General features: G+C 70.5%; 15 protein-coding genes. 7 read left to right on the forward strand and 8 right to left on the reverse strand.

Features of this window, described 5'->3' with window-relative positions; translation table 11 throughout:
- Positions 1 to 123 precede the first annotated feature (123 nt).
- The 7 genes from ACYVE9_RS05395 to ACYVE9_RS05425 form a co-directional block, all read right to left on the reverse strand.
- On the reverse strand, positions 124 to 1,674 hold the full coding sequence (locus ACYVE9_RS05395; RefSeq protein ID WP_461026550.1) for a hypothetical protein: 1,551 nt from the start codon (positions 1,672 to 1,674) through the stop codon (positions 124 to 126).
- Positions 1,671 to 2,303, reverse strand: a complete 633-nt coding sequence (locus tag ACYVE9_RS05400) for an ABC transporter ATP-binding protein (protein ID WP_461026551.1) — start codon at positions 2,301 to 2,303, stop codon at positions 1,671 to 1,673. Before ACYVE9_RS05400 ends, ACYVE9_RS05395 begins: the two co-directional genes overlap by 4 nt.
- Positions 2,300 to 3,037: a class I SAM-dependent methyltransferase gene (locus ACYVE9_RS05405; protein WP_461026552.1), complete on the reverse strand. Its 738-nt coding sequence runs from the start codon at positions 3,035 to 3,037 to the stop codon at positions 2,300 to 2,302. The genes ACYVE9_RS05400 and ACYVE9_RS05405 overlap by 4 nt, the downstream gene beginning before the upstream one ends.
- Positions 3,030 to 3,602: a CypD family RiPP peptide-cysteine decarboxylase gene (locus tag ACYVE9_RS05410; RefSeq protein WP_461026553.1), complete on the reverse strand. Its 573-nt coding sequence runs from the start codon at positions 3,600 to 3,602 to the stop codon at positions 3,030 to 3,032. The genes ACYVE9_RS05405 and ACYVE9_RS05410 overlap by 8 nt, the downstream gene beginning before the upstream one ends.
- Positions 3,599 to 4,159, reverse strand: coding sequence for a hypothetical protein (locus tag ACYVE9_RS05415; RefSeq protein ID WP_461026554.1), 561 nt, complete (start codon positions 4,157 to 4,159; stop codon positions 3,599 to 3,601). The genes ACYVE9_RS05410 and ACYVE9_RS05415 overlap by 4 nt, the downstream gene beginning before the upstream one ends.
- Positions 4,149 to 5,903 (reverse strand): alpha/beta fold hydrolase, encoded by a 1,755-nt coding sequence (locus ACYVE9_RS05420; RefSeq protein ID WP_461026555.1) that lies wholly within the window; start codon positions 5,901 to 5,903, stop codon positions 4,149 to 4,151. The genes ACYVE9_RS05415 and ACYVE9_RS05420 overlap by 11 nt, the downstream gene beginning before the upstream one ends.
- A 116-nt stretch (positions 5,904 to 6,019) precedes the next feature.
- Positions 6,020 to 6,226 carry a cypemycin family RiPP gene (locus ACYVE9_RS05425; RefSeq protein ID WP_461026556.1) on the reverse strand — a complete coding sequence of 69 codons (207 nt, stop codon included), beginning with the start codon at positions 6,224 to 6,226 and terminating at the stop codon, positions 6,020 to 6,022.
- Between the two features lie 1,087 nt (positions 6,227 to 7,313).
- On the opposite strand from ACYVE9_RS05425, the gene ACYVE9_RS05430 reads away from it, so the two are divergent.
- The 6 genes from ACYVE9_RS05430 to ACYVE9_RS05455 all read left to right on the forward strand — a co-directional run bounded on the left by ACYVE9_RS05430 (position 7,314) and on the right by ACYVE9_RS05455 (position 10,535).
- Positions 7,314 to 7,727: a peptidoglycan-binding domain-containing protein gene (locus ACYVE9_RS05430; protein ID WP_461026557.1), complete on the forward strand. Its 414-nt coding sequence runs from the start codon at positions 7,314 to 7,316 to the stop codon at positions 7,725 to 7,727.
- Positions 7,728 to 7,779: 52 nt separating this feature from the next.
- Positions 7,780 to 8,166, forward strand: coding sequence for a peptidoglycan-binding domain-containing protein (locus ACYVE9_RS05435; protein ID WP_461026558.1), 387 nt, complete (start codon positions 7,780 to 7,782; stop codon positions 8,164 to 8,166).
- A 144-nt stretch (positions 8,167 to 8,310) separates the two neighbouring features.
- On the forward strand, positions 8,311 to 8,649 hold the full coding sequence (locus ACYVE9_RS05440; RefSeq protein ID WP_461026559.1) for a peptidoglycan-binding domain-containing protein: 339 nt from the start codon (positions 8,311 to 8,313) through the stop codon (positions 8,647 to 8,649).
- A 17-nt stretch (positions 8,650 to 8,666) separates the two neighbouring features.
- Positions 8,667 to 8,930 (forward strand): hypothetical protein, encoded by a 264-nt coding sequence (locus ACYVE9_RS05445; protein WP_461026560.1) that lies wholly within the window; start codon positions 8,667 to 8,669, stop codon positions 8,928 to 8,930.
- Positions 8,930 to 9,994 (forward strand): peptidoglycan-binding protein, encoded by a 1,065-nt coding sequence (locus ACYVE9_RS05450; RefSeq protein WP_461026561.1) that lies wholly within the window; start codon positions 8,930 to 8,932, stop codon positions 9,992 to 9,994. Before ACYVE9_RS05445 ends, ACYVE9_RS05450 begins: the two co-directional genes overlap by 1 nt.
- Positions 9,995 to 10,133: 139 nt before the next feature.
- Complete coding sequence (locus ACYVE9_RS05455; RefSeq protein WP_461026562.1) at positions 10,134 to 10,535, forward strand: ChaB family protein; 402 nt, start codon at positions 10,134 to 10,136, stop codon at positions 10,533 to 10,535.
- 160 nt (positions 10,536 to 10,695) lie between these two features.
- On the opposite strand, the gene ACYVE9_RS05460 is transcribed toward ACYVE9_RS05455, so the two are convergent.
- A complete protein-coding gene (locus ACYVE9_RS05460; RefSeq protein ID WP_461026563.1) occupies positions 10,696 to 13,998 on the reverse strand; it encodes a S8 family peptidase in 3,303 nt (1,100 codons plus the stop codon).
- Positions 13,999 to 14,150: 152 nt separating this feature from the next.
- Between ACYVE9_RS05460 and ACYVE9_RS05465 the strand changes: the two genes are divergently transcribed.
- Positions 14,151 to 14,435, forward strand: a 285-nt coding sequence (locus ACYVE9_RS05465) for a hypothetical protein (RefSeq protein ID WP_461026564.1), incomplete at its 3' end; no start/stop codon positions are given.

A 14,435-nucleotide genomic window follows, 5' to 3' on the forward strand; every position in this document is an offset into this window, starting at 1 on the left:
CCTCACGGACCTGGCGCCGAGCGGCCCGGGTGGCCGCCTTGCCGGCCTGCTCGGCCACCGGGCGGTGTCCGTCACGTCGCCTTCGGTACCGCCCCGCTCGCCGTGGACCGGGGCCGGACGGTGTCACGCCCGGCCGAGACGGGTGAACAGGGCCCGGTTCGCCCACCCCGTCCGGCGCAGGCCCGCCCAGACGCACCAGGCCGCCGTGCCCAGCGCGACCGGGAACGCAGCGATCGCGGACGGCATCTCGTTCATCACGAGAACGCCGATCAGCACGACGGCGAGTCCGTCGAACTGCCACACGAAGACCCGGAGGCCGGAGAGGTCCCCGAGGGGGGTGATGACGGGCAGCAGCAGTTCGATCGGCAGGTTCGTCTTCATCTCGCGCAGGAACCTGGCGCCGAGCACGAGCACCACCGACCCGGTGGCGAGCAGTACCGCATCGGCCGGTCCACCGCCCCCGAGCGGCCACCCGGCCACAACCGCGACTCCCCCCGCCAGCCCTGCCGTGACCACCACCGCGACGACCGGCCAGGCCAGGGTGCGGGCGAGCACGCCGCCCCACCACTCACCGAGCAACGGGGCCAGGATCAGCTCGTCGCGCAGGCCGCGCCACGTCTCGGCGACCCACCCCGATCCCCAGTAGACGCCGACCGAGCCGGCCACCCAGAACAGCGTCGCCGGTCCGGCGTCCGGCTCTGCGACGCCGAGCGTCAGCAGGGCGCCGCCGGCCAGCAGGGACGCCGCGCCCGCGATCGCGCGACCCGGCGTGCGGAGCGCCCGGACCACTCCCTGTGCGAGGTGGCCGCGCAGGCGGCCGTCCGGACGTACCAGGGCCGACGTGAGTCCGCGCGGCTCCGGGCGGTACAGATCCAGTGCGTGGTGGAGCGTGCCGGTCCAGGCGAAGGTCTGGGCCTCGGCGGCACGCGCCGACTCGCGTGCGAGCCGGGCGAGGTCGACGGTACGGACGGACCGGAAAGCGGACCGGCCCAGTACCGCCGCCGAGACCGCCAGCACACCGGTGACGAGCCACAGGCCGCCCCCGTCCAAGAGGGCGGACCGGCCGAGCAGCGCCGTCGCGACCGCCACGGCGGCCACGGCAGCGGCGAGCAGCAGGTTGTCGCGCACCGTCCGGGCCTGTCCCCACAGCCAGGCCGAGGAGCCGACGGCACCGATGCCCAGCGCGACGGCGGTGCCCTGCGGTACGGAAGCGGTGCGTGCGTGGTCGAACAGGTCGGTCAAGAGGAACGTCGCCGTGCACACCGCGAGCAGCGTGCCGAGTCCCGCGTACACCAGCCGACGGCGGGCGATCGTGCCGAGGTAGTGCGTGGGCGACAGGTCCGTGGACACGAACACGTGCAGCAGGAACGGCTTGATCACCAGCGGTCCCCAGAACCGGCCGGTGAGCTGGGCGCCCCAGACCACCGCCGCCGCGACCAGGCACGCCACGGGAGTCGCCGCCCCGGGCGACTCCAGGGGAAGGAGCGTCGGCGAGGTCTCCACCAGGTGGACGACGGGCACCAGGTAGACGAGAGCGAGGATGGCGGCGACGTAGAGGGTGTACGCCCAGTCCCGCCCCGTGGGGCGGTCACCGCGGCGGGCGTACCGGTGCCGAACGGCGCGGACCCGGACCCTGGGATCGGGCTCGACCGCGGTGAGCGCTTCCGTTGTCATCCCAGCTCCACGACGCCGTCGCAGGCGTCCACCACGGCGTCCTCGTGCGTGGCGACCAGGAAGGCGGTGCCCTGCGCCGCGCGCTCGGTGATCAGTGTGGCGACGAGGTCGACACGATCGGTGTCGAGATGCCGCTCCGGCTCGTCGAGCAGAACGACGCCCGCCGGGCGGACCAGCGTCAGTGCGAGGCTGAAGAGTTGAAGCTGGCCGGAGGAGAGCTGGGAGGGGAACCGCCGGCCCAGCGCGGGAAGCCCCAGTTGCTCGATGACCTCTTCGGCGCGCTCGGCGGTTCTCGTGGTGTTGCCGTACCAGGACGCGGCGACCAGGGTCACCTGCTCGCGCAGCGTCATGTCGCGTGCCACGGGGACGGGTTCGACCAGCGAGGCGACGAGTCGCCGGTGCTCGGGCCTGGCCAGGTCGACGGCCTCACCACGCACGCGCACGGAGCCGTCCGTCAGCTTCCGGCTGCCCAGAAAGGCCCGCAGCAGGGTCGTCTTCCCGGAGCCGTTGCTGCCGGTGAGGCACCAGAACTCGCCCGGCATCACCGCGAACGTCGTCGGCGCGAGCAGTGTTGTCCCGTCCAGGACGACCGTGGCGTCCTCGGCCGCGATCGCGGGAACCTCACTCACTGCCGCTCCAGAACTACCAGCATCTCCCGCGAGCGCGCGCTGTACGGCTCTCCCGCATACGACCCGTTGACGTGCGCCACTTCCAGACCCGCGATCCGTGCCATCAGCCGGATCTCGGCAAGCGTAGCCCAGGTGGCTTGCTCGTGGAACGCGGTCAGTGTCGACGCACTCTGGACCAGGAAGATGCTCAGAACCTCCTGGGTGGCACGGTCTGCGGTCTGCGTCACCGTCACCATCTGCTCGCGGCCCAGCGGATAGGTGACCGAGTGTGCGTCGCCACCCGCCCGTTGGTATTCAGCAGGGTCAGTGCAGTCGAGGAAGGCCGCACCTTCCGGTTTCAGATGCCGTGCGATGACACGCAAGAGGTCGATCTTCTCTTCCTGTTCCTGGGCAAGGAAGAAGGTGTTCCGCGACAGGGTGATGACGTCGAATGCGGAGTCGCATCGAAAACTCCGGAAATCGCCCTCCACCGCTTCGACATCGCGGTCGAGCCGTTTTCCCTCGAGCAGGTCCAGCGACGGCCGCGAAGCGTCGACCGCCACGACCTGCGCGCCGGCCTCGGCGAGGGCAAACGAGGACACACCCGTACCGCACCCCAGGTCCAGGGCGCTGCACCCGGCCAAGGACCGGTGCGACGACACCCAGGCAGCAAGTCCGGCTCCTGGGGAGAGCATCGTGGACACCAGGTCATACGCCTCGATCGCCGCCTCGTCGTACACGCTCGGGTCACTCACGGGGACGACCTTCCTTCAGCTTTCTGTTGGCTACTGAGAGGGCACCCGGCAGGTTGAAGCCCACCTCGGCCGTTGAACGGTTGCTCGCGCGTACGCCGTTGACCCGCGGCGCGAACTCGACGTTCGGGCGGAGCTTGAGGGTCTGCAGGTGGCTCTCGACGATCTCGTTGGCCCCCGGGAACGTATCAGCGATCACGATGGGTGCGTCCGTCACCTGCAGCATCAGAAGAGCAGGGGAGTCCGCACGTCCCTGCGCCAGGCGCATGACGGTGTCCAGGGTGGCTGGGAAGATCAGAAAGCACTCGGAGTCACCGCTCCTACCGGAGTTGACCTCGGGCGGTGTCTGCGAGTCCTCCCAGGAGTCGAGCCACACCTTGCCGTTGGCCAGGTGTCGAAGGGCCCGGAGCGCCAGGAACCGCGACGCGGCAGGCGTCACCGAAACGTTCACCACCAGGCCCGGATGAAGCTCCCGCAGCCAGTGGATCCACCACGGCACGAGCGCCGCACTGATGGAGCCCGTGATGTGGAGATGCAGTTGCGCTCCTTCGAACTTCTCCACGTTCACCCGGCGGCTCCCGCGACGCGGGGGCCACTGCCCAGAGATATCCACTCGGAGGTGAGGATCGGCTTCATCCGATGTTCCGCCGGCGCGCTGGGAAACACGTTCATCAGCAGGAACTGAAGTGCCTGTGCCCCGTCCGCCGCTGCGGCTCGGCTCGCCGCGAGCACCAGCTCGTACGGCAGACTCTGCGTGACCCAGCCGAAGTCGGCCTGATTAGCACTCATGACAGAAAGCTGTTGCATGGCGTCGAACAGCGCCTTGGGACCGCGGCTCCGTGGGTTGTACAGCACCTGTGTCCATCCGTGCGGCACGACGGGGGTCACATCTCGCCACGGCGTGGGACCGTCGCTGGTGGTTTCACGCACCAGCAGGTGCACGTTCTGCACACCCGGATTCGGCGCGAAGAACCTCCATCCGGGAAGGGGCCAGCCGCCCGTGAACTTGCGCAGGTCCTGATTGTAGGAGTCCGGGGTGTTCTGCAGAACGGTAGCGACCAGGTGGGCCGCGAGTGCCCCGACGGCACAGGACGCCGCAGCGCCCTTGATCCGGTCAGCAAGCATCCATGAACCTTCTGATAGCGCCTTCGACCTTCTCGGCGTGGTGGCGGAACCCGATGATCGACCGGTGCGCGGAGCCGGGCACCACCTCGAACTTCGCCCCGACCTTCTCTGCCAGCACCGCCTGCTGCTCAGCGAACTCCTCCGAGGCGATGACCAGGACCGACTCGATCGCACCGAGGCTGGAGACGACACCGTCGGTCCGCATTCCCCGGTACTCACGAACCGAGTTGACGATGTTCCTCGGCGAGAACACGAACTGCACATGGCTGTACTGGGTGTCGGGCGTGTATCCCGCCTGCCGCTCCACCGCGTTGGGCGCCCACTCGTAGACTCCGGTCACGGCCGCCAGCAGTGTGTAGATCTGTGCCTGGAGGAACTTGCCGAGCCGCCTGCGGTCCGTACGGTCCTCCTCCAGAAGCGCCGGGTCGGTACCGTCGACAATGACCAGTTTGCTGACGCGGTCGGCGAAGCGCTTGGCCCCCACGTAGGAGGCCGCGCTCAGCGAACCGATCGAGTGGGTGACCACCACGATCTCCCCCTCGGCCCCGACCTCGTCGAGTACAGCGGCAAGGAGGTCGCCGCTCGGCGCCCGCGATGTCGTGAGGCCGTATCCGGGCCGGTGGTAGCGGATGACCGTGTGGTGACGTGCGAGATTCTCCGCGACCCACTCCCAGGATTCGAGGGACTGCCCCAAGCCGCACTCAAGGATGATCACCGCACGGGAGGCCACACCGTCCGCCGGGCGGTCGACCCGGTATTCGACGGCGCCGTCGCCACGCTGGAGGCGAGTGGCGCCCTTGGGGCCGAGCCTCCGCTGCTCGGCGATCGTGCGCTTCTCGCGGGCGATCAGGGCGCTTGCCAGGACGACACCGCCGGCGATGCCGAGCACGGTCTTCTCGAACGTCCGGCGTGCGCCTCGGGTGTCCAGAACGTAGCCGACCGCTCCGTGGGATCCGAAGAACCCCCACACGAAGCGGGGCAGCTCCATGGTCGCCGCCACGCCGACGTGGAAGGTCTTGACTGCCGAGAGCACGTGAGAGGCCTGCCTGCGGGGCAGCAGGTAGATGAGCGGGAAGGAGGCTTCCCACACCACCGTGGCCACCGTCAGGGCCCGGCAGAGTCTGGGGTTCCTGCGCAGGAAGGCCGCGGCCGGCCCCCTGCCGTATGCCTCGGTCTGCAGAACTTCGAGCAAGGCGTCGCCCTGCACCCAGCTACTCCCGAACGCCTTGGCGACGCCCGAGACCGCATAGCTGAGCGCAGCCTGAAAATTGACCGCACGCAGAAAGAGGTCGTCGGCGACCTGCTGGTCGGGGATCAGCGCCGTGAGGGCACGGTACTGCGTGATGATGGCCGTCATCTGGTCCGCACCGTCACGTCCGTACGGTGTGCGGATCTCGCTCAGCCGGTTGCATGTTCCGATGACGGTCGCCGCAGTGATCTGTGCCTTCCGATTGCCGCGTGCGAGTACGAGACCGGCCGAAGCCGCAAGGGTCACTCCCGCGAGTATTCTGGGGGTGCGCGGATGGTCAAGGACGCGGCCGATCCGGCTCCTCAGGCTGCCGGGCGGGTACTGCCGGGCCGACGTGCCCCGAAGATAGCCGTCGTCGTCAAATTCCTTCCGGAGAACAAGAGTCTCCGCAGCAGCCAGAATCTGCCCGACCGCCAGCGGCAGAAATACCCGATCAACTGCTTCCTGTGCGGCAGTTACGCTCGAGGTACGCTGCCTCCGCCGCTTCCATTTCACCGGTTCCTTCGTCTCCCGCGTCGCAACCTGGCTGCCGTCATTTTCGCTCGGGGCCCAGGTGACGGGGAAACCTGACGAAGCACGCAGGCTTCCCCGTCACGTGGGTCAACCCACCGTCAGCAGACCAGGCAGATCGTGCTGCCCTGGATGACGAACTGAGCTGCGGTCGGCGTGGCCGGTGTGGCCATGGCGGGAGTCTCGCAGTCGGAGTGGAAGCCCGGCGCCGCTCCACTGAGAACCGTGTTTGCGAAATCTTGCGCGGCCAGCGCCTCCGGGCGGGTAGCGCATGATTCCGGTCGCGTCAGAGTCGATTCAGATCGCACTTCACTAACCTTTCGTCGGTGGTCATACGAGCGAATGGTTTTCGGCGTGTCGAACGTTGCACTTCTGGCGCCCGTTCCAGTGGACGCACTGCGCAACCCCTACAACTCGATCTTACGGTCGACTATAAGCAGCCCTTCGAGAACACGTCAAGCTCAATTGCCGCTCAAGCACCTTACATAACAGGGGAATTGCTGAATCCGCCCAAGAAGTCAATGCCTTTTTCAGCCACCGAGGGAACGTCTTGCGCCCGGGCCGGCAATCCAACAACGCGCGTCGTCCGACTGACGTGTGCGCTGCTGTCGCTCGCAGCGCCTGCGCGTGGGCGCCGACGGCGTTCCGATCGCCACCTCAGCGTCGAGGCGGCGCTCCCATCGGCCCAGCGGACCAGCGAGGTGCGCAGCGGCGTCAAGAGTCCTCCGGGACCCGGCACACCGTCAGGACGGACCTGAGAAGCGCGCACTCCGCCGTGTGCCCGGCGATGAGGCTTGCAGCACCGCAGGACGCCAGCAGGGCGGCGGCCAGAGCCGCAGCCACGGAACCTACAATCCGCCGTCCCAGCAGAAGGAACAGGGCAAGGGGCAGGGCGATCCAGAAGACGGTCCCGGGCCGGCAGTTCCTCAGGGTTTCCGGAAAGCCCACCGGGGAGCCGGCCCGAGGCACGCGCTTCGAGTAGTTCACGTCCGGATGCCGAGGTGTGGCGCAGAGCGTCCTGCCCACGCTCTCCCCGCCGCTCTTGCTGAAGCGCGCCGCCCGCGCCCGAACCCGCCCCGGACCCCGCGTCAGTCCCGGCGCCGCGACCCGGTCCGGGAAGGGCCCCGCCCCGGACCGACCCCTCACGAACCGGGCGGAGGCCTCACGAACCGCGTTGGTGGGCGCGGGCATCCGGGGCCGCCGTCCCACAACGTCCCGGAGCCGTTCTCCACGGGACGACGTCTTGCCAGGTCAGAGGCTCGGGCCCGACAAGGTCGGGGCACCTTGTCCCATTGCGTGGCAGGGGGACGAGCCCTGCCCAAGACTGTTGCCGCCCCCCACAGGGCTCCTGTCCGTGTCACTCACTCACCGAACCCGTCCGAAGGGGAACCGAGCATGCTGAGGAACGCCCGCACCCGCGCCCGTACCGCCGCGGCACTGGCCACCGTCGTGGTGGCCGGTGCGCTCGCCCTGCTGCCCGCCGCCTCCGCGTCGGCCGCTCCGGCGACAGCGGCTGCGGACACCTGCCGTGGTGTCAGCACCGTGGGTTTGTACTGCGGTTACCACACCGGCAGCACGCTGGCTCAGCGTGGCAGTCAGGGCAACCACGTCAAGGAGATCCAGGCGCTGATCAACGAGACCAGTGTCTACGCCCGGACGACCGGCAAGAGGCTGGACGTCGACGGGATCTACGGCCCGGCGACCGAGAGCGCCGTCACGTGGTTCCAGTGGTACTACATCGGCACCTCCGCCTCCGACGGCATCGTCGGCCCGCAGACCTGGGAAGAGCTGCGCTACGGCAAGCGGTGACCGGCCCTCGACGAACCCGACGTGTCCGAAGCTCCCGACGAGGAGGAACGCCATGAACGTACGCAGGTCCCTGGCCGTCGCCGCTGCCACGGCCGCACTGGTGGGCGGCGGGGTGGCCGTCTCGCCCACCGCCTCGGCCGCCGCCTCCTGCCAGAAAGCGGCCATCGGCTGGTACTGCGGCCACTACTACCAGAGCCCGGGCAGCAGCCCGCTCCTCTCCCAGGGCAGCAGGGGCGCCGCCGTGCGCGAGGTGCAGCACCTGATCGACAGCACCACCGCCTACTACGCGTACCACAACCAACAGCTGTCCATCGACGGTGACTTCGGGCCGCGGACCCGGGCCGCGGTGCGCTGGTTCCAGCGGGAGTACATGGGCGCCGGTGAGGTCGACGGGATCGTCGGTCCCAAGACGTGGAAGGAACTGCGCAGGCTCCCCTGAGCCCGCGCACACCCGACCGAGCCCGCGCACGCCCGACTGGGTGCGCGCACGCCCCGAACGGCCGTCCGAACGACGAAGGGCGAGAAGGCATGCCCACCGCCGATTCGCGGACGGCCGCCCCTCCCACAACACCGAGGAGTTCCCATGGAACTACGTAAGACCCTCGCCGGCGGCGCCGCGCTGCTTGCCCTGGTGGGCGGAGCCGTCACGTTCCAGACGGCGACGGCCGCCCCTGCATCCGCCGCGAGTTGCGGCTACCACAGCGGTAACCAGACGGCCAGGCTCGGCCACACCGGCAACCACGTCCGGGAGGTCCAGTGCACTCTCAACAAGATCTGGGGCGGCTCGCCGCTGACCGTGGACGGGATCTTCGGGCCGGCGACCGAAGCGCGGGTCAGGTCCTTCCAGGAGTGGGAGCGGATCTCCGTGGACGGCGTGGTCGGCCCTCAGACCTGGCGCAGCATACGCGCCTACCCCAACTGAGCGGCGGAGGCAACGTGTTGTCCGATCGAACCACCCGCCGCGACTTTCTCGGCCTGTCCGGCAAGATGGCGGCTGTGGCCGTCGGCGCCGCCACGGTCCCCGTCATCTGCTCCGGTACGGCCCTCGCGGCCGACGTCGCGGAACTGCCCGTCGTGACCAGCCCGGCGCACCCCGCCGCCGACATCCCACGGGTGTCGGACGCCGACTACGCGGACGGCGTGTCCCGTGAGCCGCTGAACGCCGGCGTCGAGTGCGGGATACCGGCCGGGAGGGGACGCTGATGCCGGGCTTCGTCACCCGCTCCGAGTGGGGCGCGCGGTCCCCGAAGAAGCGCTCGACCGACATCGATCCGGCCCGGGGCGGCGTCGCGGTGCACCACACCGGAGCCTCTCGCTTCGCGGCCGGCGACCACGCCGAATGCCCCTCGCAGGTGCGCGGCATCCAGAACTACCACATGGACGACAAGCAGTGGGACGACATCGCCTACACCTATCTGGTGTGCGTGCACGGCTTCGTCTACGAGGGTCGCGGCGTCGGCATCAGGACCGCGGCGAACGGCACGACCGACTCCAACGACCGCTTCTACGCGGTGTGCGGCCTGGTCGGCGGCACACCAGGCTCCTACGACACGATCACCGACCAGCTCGTCCAGGGCTTCCGCACGGCGATCGCCCGCCTGCGCAGCACCGGCAACGCGGCGACCGCGATCACCGGGCACAGCTCGTTCCTCGCGACGGAGTGCCCGGGGAAGCTGAGCGCCTACCTGTCCGCCATGGAGCCGGGCTCGGGCGACGGCCCGCCCGACCCGACGGACCCGCCGCCCGGAGTCCCCGTCTGGCCGGGCGTGCTGCTGCACTATCCGCCGGTGACGAGACACTCCAGCGCCCGTACCTGGCAGCAGCGGATGAGCGACCGGGGGTGGACCATCACGGTCGACGGCGCCTACGGCGAGCAGTCCCGGCGCGTCTGCCTGGCCTTCCAGGAGGAGAACGGCCTGAGCGTCGACGGTGTCGTCGGTGAGCGGACCTGGTACGCCTCCTGGACCGCGCCGACCACCGGGACCTCCGTGTCCTCCGCGGGCGCCGCCCCGGACCCGGCGGCCGCCCCGTACTGGCCCGGTGTGCTGTTCACCTGGCCGCCGCGGACGGTGCACCCTGGCGTACGGGTCTGGCAGCGCCGGATGCGTCAGCGGGGCTGGGACACCCCGGTCACCGGCGCCTACGACAAGCGCTCCCGGGAGGCCTGCCTCGCCTTCCAGGCCGAGAGGGGCCTGACCGTCGACGGCGTCGTCGGCCCGGCCACCTGGCATGCCACCTGGACGTCACCGGACGGAAGGACCTCGTGAACCGCGCCCCGGCCGCACGGCCGCCTCCTCCGCGCTGACGGCCGATCCGGCCTCGACCCTGCCCACGGCCTCCGCCGGGTTGTTTGCCCGGGTGCGCACCGGGACACCCGACCGGGAGATCGGAGGAGGTGGCGCACAGATGCCCGGACGACAGGAACTGCCGTCGACCCTGGAACGGTCCCCGGAGAGCGCGCAGCGCACCTGGATCTCGGCGCACGACTCGGCCGTCGAGCAGTACGGCGAGGGCGAGCGTGCGCACCGGGTGGCGTTCGGCGCGCTCAAGCACACCCATGAGAAGGTCGGCGACCACTGGGAGCGCAAGGAGAAGGGCCGCAAGGGCCCGTCCGACCCGCAGTCCGCCCGTCCGCGCGGGCAGGGCGGTCGCAGCGGCGAGGGTGTCGACGAGAACGCGACCAAGCAGCACCTCTACGAGCTCGCGAAGGAACTCGACGTCGAGGGCCGGTCGAAGATGACGAAGCCGGAGCTGCTGGACGCGATCCGCAAGGCCAACCGGTCGCAGACCCGCAAGGCCCGCTCCTGACGGACGGGCGGGCCGTCGCCGGACACGCCCGGAGAACAGCCGTGCGGTGAACGACGGCCGGCGGCCCGCCGGGTGGTGCTCCGGCGGGCCGCGGGGCCGGGACGTGCCCCGGCTTCGGTGGTGAGGTGGGGGGGGGCCCGGCAGGGCCCGCGCCCGGGGGTCACTTGCCGCGGTAGGCGTTGACCAGGGTCTGGCTGGTGGTGTTGCCCTTCTTGTCCACGACCTTCGCCCTGAACGAGACGGCCTTGCCCTTCTTCGGGGTCTTGACCTTGATCTTGCCCTTGCTCACCTTCAGTGTGGACCACTTCGTGCCGCCGTCGTAACTGACCTGGACGGTCAGTGACTTGAGCTGCTTGCCGGCGGCCGATCCCTCGACCCTGACCGGCACGGTGAGCGTGGAGCCCGCCTTGGCGGTCGCGTCCAGGGCGAGCTTAGGCGCGAAGCGCACCGCGCTGGCGGCCAGCCTGGTGTCCTTGCTCGTCCGCTGGGAGGTGAACGAGTAGGACGCGCTGACCTTCGTGCCGACGGTGGCGAGACCGCTGCGGTGGACCGTGGTCACCAGCCGGTAGTCGGCCTTGCCCTTGGGCAGCGTGAACTCGACGAAGTCCAGCACGTCCGGCCGCGAGGCGAGCTTCTTGCCGTTGCGGTAGAGCGTGGTGCTGGCCCTGCGGTAGTCGCTGCCGCCGTAGTGGCCCGATCCGTCGGCGAGCGGGTTGACCTCTCCGCGGAGGGTGTTGCCGTCCCGGTGAAGGCCGCCGCCCCAACTGGTCGTGGGCGCGAAGACGGCGTTGTTGAAGGTGACCGTGCGGCTCGTGCCCGCGGTGTGGGCGGCGGGAGCGGACGCGTAGTCGGCCTCGTACTCGCCGTTCCGGTCGAGCTGGGTGAAGTCCTGCGCCCACCTCAGTCCGGCGGCCCGCACGTACACCGTGGCGGTGCGCGGGAGCTTGTGCTCCCGGGCGGCGCCGCCCATCGAGACGGTCGACGCGGTGACCAGCACGCCCTTGCGTCCCGTGGCGGAGGCTGCCTGCCGGGTGACGATCTTCGCCAGCTGCTTCGTACCGGTGTGCTGGGTCAGGCCCGTGTACATGCTGCCCTTGCGGGTGTGCGCCGAGTGGTACTCGGTGGCGCCCCGCGCCCACGAGGTGGACGCGGCGGCCGTCAGCGCGGCGCCGGCCGGCACCGAACCGACCTGCGCGGTGCGGAACCCCTTGCCGAGGCCGGGCACGCTGCGTGTGGTGCCGTAGAGGAGGTCTCCGCTCTCCAGCTCGAAGCCGGTGGTGAGGTCGGTCTGCTCGGCCCTGGTGTCGGGCACGGTCATCTTGATCGGCTTCGCCTTGCGGGCGTCGTAGACGAGCGTGGTGTTCTTCGTCAGCTTCAGCAGCGGGGTCACGAGCCAGTCCGCGCCGAGCAGCCGCTCGCCGGTCCCGTCGAGCAGTTCGACGGAGGCGTCAGCGGTGTAGGTGCCCTTGGGCAGCCGCAGTTTCGCGGTGCTGCCGGGGCCGCCGAACGACACGCTCGCCAGATCGGTCAGCGAGGACAGGTCGCCGTACCAGGAGGCGGGTGCCTTGCCGTCCCGGCCGACGGCCTTCACCGTCACGTCGTACGACTCGACCTCGCGGTCCACCGCCGCCGCGGTGCGGACCGTCTCCCCGTCGCCGGTCGCGGTGAGTTGCAGGCTGTAGCCGCCGTTGAGGTTGCCGCCGAGGCGGGTGTCCGCGGTGACGTCGACCGTCGCCGTGCCGCCCGCCGGGACCGTCAGCTGCCGGGCGGCGAGCGTGAACATGTCGGCCGGGGCGGGCTTTCCGGTCGGCCCGGTCGCGGTGGCGGTCAGGGCGAGCGTCACGTCCGTCCCGCCCAGGTTGCGGTAGGTGAGCGGCTTCGTCACCGGCTTGTCGTCCTGGTGCGGCCACGCGGCGGTGCCGAAGCTGAGCGACGAGGGCTCGGCGACGACGCGCTGCTTCACCGCCCGGGTGAGGTCGGCACGGCCCGAGCCGGTCTGGAACGCGGAGTAGCCCTTGACCGCCTTGGTGGAGGCGGTGAGCACGCCCTTGAGCTGCTCGCCGGTCCACTCCGGGTGTTGCTGGGCCAGCAGCGCCGCCGCGCCGGCCACATGCGGGGTGGCCATCGAGGTGCCGGAGATGGAGACGTAGCCGGGGGCGACGGGCTCGCCCTCCTCGTCGATGACGCTGCCCTTGGCGGACGCCGCGCCGATGTCCACACCGGGAGCGGTCAGGTCGGGCTTCACCGCGCCGTCGCCGACCCGCGGGCCGACGGAGGAGAAGTCGGCCAGCTTGTCCTTCTTGTCGACGGCGCCGACGGTCAGCGCGGAGTCCGCGCTGCCGGGTGAGCCGACGGTCCTGGCTCCCGGCCCTTCGTTTCCGGCCGCGATGACGAACAGCGCGCCGCTGGTGGCGGAGAGCTTGTTGACCGCGTCCTCCATGGGGTCGATCTCGGCTGTGTCACCGCCGCCGAGGCTGAGGTTGACGACCTTCGCGCCCTTGGCGACGGCCCACTCCATGCCCTCGATGATGCCGGAGTCGAAGCCGTAGCCCTCGTCGTCCAGCACCTTGGCGTTGAGCAGCTTCGCCTTGGGGGCGACGCCCTTGTACGTGCCGCCGGAGGCCGCGCCGGTGCCCGCGGCGATGGACGCGACGTGGGTGCCGTGACCGTAGCGGTCCCGGGTGTCGGCGGACTCGGTGAAGTTCTTCGCCGCCGCGACCTTGCCGCCCGCCAGGTCCTTGTGGGTGGTGTCCACGCCGGTGTCGAGCACCGCGATGGTGACGCCCTCACCCTGGTAGCCGGCCTGCCAGGCCGACGGGGCGCCGATCCGGGCCACGCTCCTGTCGAGGCGGACCTGCCGGATGCGGTCGAGGGAGACGGTCGCCGTGCCGGACTTCCCGGTGAGCGCCTTCCAGGCCGCCGCCGCGTCGTCCTCGGTGACGGTGACCGCCTCCCCGTTGACGGCCCTGAGCCCGGCCCGGATCTCCGGGTCGGCCGTGGCGCGCAGCGCGGCCTTCGCCGCGGGGGTCCTGCCGCGGTAGGTCACGATGAACGGCACACCGCTGCCGGCCCTTTCGCGGTACTGGTCGCGGCTCAGCTCGGTGACGTCGAACAGGTTCCGGTCGATCTTCCCGGCCCGCACGAGCTGTTCCGCGTCGCGCGGCAGCACGAAGGTGCTGCCGTTGACGCGCTGTGTGCGCACGGGTATGTGCGCACGTCCCTGGGCACGTATCAGCCCGGTGACCTTGCCCTGCGGGTCGAGCAGGACCCGGTCGCCGGTGAGGAGGGTGACGGTGCGTCCCTCGGACCGCCCGATGGTGTCTCCCACCCGCTCGGCCCCGAGGGCCTTCAGCGCGGTGGGCGTGGGCTCTGCCGCGTACGACGGCGCGGTGGCACCGGCCGTCGACACGACCACCGCGGCTGTCGCCAGCGCGGTGGCCCTCCATGTGAACTTGTTTCTCAACTTTCCCCCTGGTGAGGTCTGTTCACCAAACGGGGGCCCCGTGGCCCCCGTACCAGGAAGTATGCCGCGAGGGTCATGGGGTGTCGCACGCGGGCGCCAGACGGAAGACTTGCCGTGACGGATCGACCGAGAGGGTGCGTATGACGGGGGCAGTGAGCCAACTGCGCGAGAGCGACCGGGTGGAGGCCGAGCGACTGCTCGCCCAGTCGGTCGAGGCGGAGGTGCGGCGGTCGGGTGGCACCACGGACGGCCAGGTGCTGTTCGCGCGCGCCCGGGCCTCGTTGGACGAGATGGCCGCGCGTGCCAGCGAGGAGTACGCCGGTTACGTGCGTGCCGTGGACGCGGCTGCGCCGAGCCGGCTGGCCGAGCGGTTCTCCGGACGGTCGCTGGGCCCCGCCGTCGGCGGTGTGTCGGCGGCGGCGGTCGCGATCCTGCTG

The organism is Streptomyces sparsus, assembly GCF_054776295.1.

Bases quoted from the DNA above. Each gene is read 5' to 3' on its own strand.
- ACYVE9_RS05455 (WP_461026562.1), top strand. From the start codon at position 10,134: ATGCCCGGACGACAGGAACTGCCGTCGACCCTGGAACGGTCCCCGGAG.
- ACYVE9_RS05450 (WP_461026561.1), top strand. From the start codon at position 8,930: ATGCCGGGCTTCGTCACCCGCTCCGAGTGGGGCGCGCGGTCCCCGAAG.
- ACYVE9_RS05440 (WP_461026559.1), top strand. From the start codon at position 8,311: ATGGAACTACGTAAGACCCTCGCCGGCGGCGCCGCGCTGCTTGCCCTG.
- ACYVE9_RS05430 (WP_461026557.1), top strand. From the start codon at position 7,314: ATGCTGAGGAACGCCCGCACCCGCGCCCGTACCGCCGCGGCACTGGCC.
- ACYVE9_RS05395 (WP_461026550.1), bottom strand. From the start codon at position 1,674: ATGACAACGGAAGCGCTCACCGCGGTCGAGCCCGATCCCAGGGTCCGG.
- ACYVE9_RS05435 (WP_461026558.1), top strand. From the start codon at position 7,780: ATGAACGTACGCAGGTCCCTGGCCGTCGCCGCTGCCACGGCCGCACTG.
- ACYVE9_RS05415 (WP_461026554.1), bottom strand. From the start codon at position 4,159: ATGCTTGCTGACCGGATCAAGGGCGCTGCGGCGTCCTGTGCCGTCGGG.